We start from the raw sequence: 2,799 nt of genomic DNA, 5'->3' as shown, positions 1-2,799 counted from the left end.
CCTCGCCGCGGCCGGAGAACACCCGCGGGCCCGGCTCCGGGCCGAGGGCGGCGACCCCGGCCCCGGACGGGCGGCTCTACCGCCATCCCGACTCCCAGGTGGGGGAGTGGGTGCGGGGCAACCCGGACGACCCGCGCCAGGCGGTGATCGACTCCCAGATCGCCTCCCGTCCGGCCGCCGTCTGGTTCGCCGACCCCGACGCGTCCACCGTCACCTCCCGGGTCCGCGCGGTCACCTCGCCGGCCGCCGCCCAGGGCCGGATCCCGGTGCTGGTGGCGTACACGATCCCCCAGCGGGACTGCGGCCAGTACTCCGCGGGCGGCGCCGTGGACCTCGACGCGTACGACCGGTGGATCGACCGCTTCGCCACCGGAATCGGCACCGGCCGGGTGATCGTGATCCTGGAACCCGACTCGGTCGCCCAGGCCCACTGCCTCTCCGAGAAGGACCGGCGGGCCCGCTTCGCCTCGCTGGCCCGGGCCGGGCGGGTCGTCAAACGGGTCGCTCCCGGGGCCCGCGTCTACTACGACGCCGGGCACTCCGGCTGGCACGCCGCCCGCAAGCAGGCGGGGCTGCTGCGCGAGGCCGGGGCCGCCTCCCCGGAGTCCTCCGACGGCGTCTTCAGCAACGTCTCCAACTTCCGGCGCACCCGGGACGAGGCCCGGTACGTCCGTGAGGTCCTGGCCGCCATGGACGCCCCGGCGAGCCACGGCGCCGTCATCGACACCAGCCGGAACGGCAACGGGCCTCCGCCCCAGGGGAAGTGGTGCGATCCGCCCGGCCGGAAGGTCGGCCGGGCGCCCGCGCTCGCCCCGGGCGAGGCCCGTGTCGACGCCTATCTGTGGGTGAAACTGCCGGGCGAGTCCGACGGCTGCCGCGGTGCGGCGGGCGCCTTCAGCCCGTCCTACGCCTACGAACTGGCGCGCTGACCGCCCTCGCCCTCGCCGCCGTCGGTCCTGCCGTCGGCGGCGCCCGCCTCCTCGGCGTCGTAGCGGGAGGTGCCCTCGTCGAGCAGCGGCTCCTGCGTCTTCATGTGGGCGGGCGCGAACAGGCGCAGGGCGTGATAGCCGGTGATGACCACCAGGGTGCCCAGCGCGATGCCGCTCAGGGTGAAGTTGTCGCTGATCTGCAGGGAGACGTTGCCGACGCCGATGATGATGCCCGCCGCGGCCGGCACCAGGTTGAGCGGGTTGCGCAGGTCGACCCGGCCGTTGAGCCAGATCTGGGCGCCGAGCAGGCCGATCATGCCGTACAGGATCACCGTGATGCCGCCCAGGACACCGCCCGGGATCGCCGCGACGACGGCGCCGAACTTCGGGCAGAGACCGAAGAGCAGGGCGAAGAAGGCGGCGGCCCAGTAGGCGGCCGTGGAGTACACGCGGGTCGCCGCCATCACGCCGATGTTCTCGGAGTACGTGGTGTTCGGCGGGCCGCCCACCGCGGTCGAGAGCATCGAGCCGATGCCGTCGGCGGAGATCGCCTTGCCCAGCTTGTCGTCCATCGGGTCGCCGGTCATCTCGCCGACGGCCTTGATGTGGCCGGTGTTCTCGGCGACGAGGGCGATCACCACGGGCAGCGCCACCAGGATCGCGGACCAGTCGAACGCCGGGCCGTGGACGTCCGGCAGACCGAACCAGGCGGCGTCCTGGACGGCGGACAGGTCCAGCCGCCAGTGGTCGACGATCTTGCCGGAGGCGTCCGCGGAGTGGATCTGGCCGAAGACGGCGTCGAACACCCAGGAGATGCCGTAACCGAAGACCAGGCCCAGGAAGATCGCCACGCGCGACCAGAAACCGCGCAGGGCGATCACCGCGAAGCCGGTGAACAGCATGGTCAGCAACGCCACCCACTGGTCCTGCGGCCAGTAGGTGCTGGCCGTGACCGGAGCCAGGTTGAAGCCGATGAGCATCACCACGGCGCCGGTGACCACCGGCGGCATCGCCGAGTGGATGATCCGGGCGCCGAACTTCTGGACCGCCAGACCCACCAGGAAGAGCGCCACGCCCACGCAGAACACCGCGCCGGTCACGGTGGCGCTGGAGCCGCCCTGCGCCCGGATCACCGCGGCGACGCCGACGAAGGAGAGCGAGCAGCCGAGGTAGCTCGGCACCCGGCCCCGGGTGATCAGCAGGAAGATGACGGTCGCGACACCCGACATCATGATGGCGAGGTTCGGGTCCAGGCCCATCAGGATGGGGGCCACGAACGAGGCGCCGAACATCGCGACCACGTGCTGTGCGCCGAGCCCGGCGGTGCGCGGCCAGGAGAGTCGTTCGTCCGGGCGTACCACTGCTCCGGGCGCGGGCGTACGCCCGTCACCGTGCAGTTTCCAGCGCACGCCGAGGTCCATAAGGGTTCCGCTTTCTCAGGTTCTCAAGATCTCCGGCTCTGATCGATTCTGTTCACCCGGGAGATCGCTGTCCGCATCATTGTGGCGGATGCCGACCGCGGTCACCCTGCGGGATGCTCCGAGGGAAGGGAGGAACCGGACGTGCCGGACTTCGCGGACCCCGCCGGGTTCCGGTCCCCGGCGCGCAGCACCCCGGCGAACCCGGCCACCCCGAAGGCCAGCAGCGTCACCAGGGCGAACGAGACGACCAGACTGGTCGTCTCGGCCAGCACGCCGATCGCGCCGGGGGCCACCAGTCCGGAGGTGTAGGTGATGGTCGCGACGCCCGCGATGGCCTGGCTCGGGTTGGGGCCGCTGCGCCCGGCGGCCGCGAAGCAGAGCGGCACCACCACGGCGATGCCCAGCCCCAGCAGCGCGAACCCGCCCATGGCGAGGGCCGGGTGCGGGGC

At 72.5% G+C, this 2,799-nt stretch carries 2 protein-coding genes and 1 pseudogene; 1 reads left to right on the top strand and 2 read right to left on the bottom strand.

What is annotated here, in order from left to right; all coding sequences use genetic code 11:
* Nucleotides 1–929: glycoside hydrolase family 6 protein (locus HW445_RS25370; protein ID WP_180223238.1), on the top strand; the 929-nt coding region annotated here is incomplete at its 5' end.
* Here the strand turns inward: HW445_RS25370 and HW445_RS25365 are convergent.
* Together HW445_RS25365 and HW445_RS25360 are read right to left on the bottom strand one after the other, a co-directional pair.
* Nucleotides 911–2,350, bottom strand: coding sequence for a uracil-xanthine permease family protein (locus HW445_RS25365; protein WP_180223237.1), 1,440 nt, complete (start codon nucleotides 2,348–2,350; stop codon nucleotides 911–913). The two genes, HW445_RS25370 and HW445_RS25365, sit on opposite strands and share 19 nt — an antisense overlap.
* A gap of 101 nt (nucleotides 2,351–2,451) precedes the next feature.
* Nucleotides 2,452–2,799: pseudogene (locus HW445_RS25360) on the bottom strand (MFS transporter); the annotation flags it as partial.

It is taken from the genome of Streptomyces sp. UH6, from assembly GCF_013421635.1.
Taxonomy (GTDB): domain Bacteria; phylum Actinomycetota; class Actinomycetes; order Streptomycetales; family Streptomycetaceae; genus Streptomyces; species Streptomyces abyssomicinicus.
The sequence above is the reverse complement of the archived record's forward strand: the minus strand, read 5'-3'. Positions and strand labels throughout refer to the sequence as shown.

Bases quoted from the DNA above. Each gene is read 5' to 3' on its own strand.
- HW445_RS25365 (WP_180223237.1), bottom strand. From the start codon at position 2,350: ATGGACCTCGGCGTGCGCTGGAAACTGCACGGTGACGGGCGTACGCCC.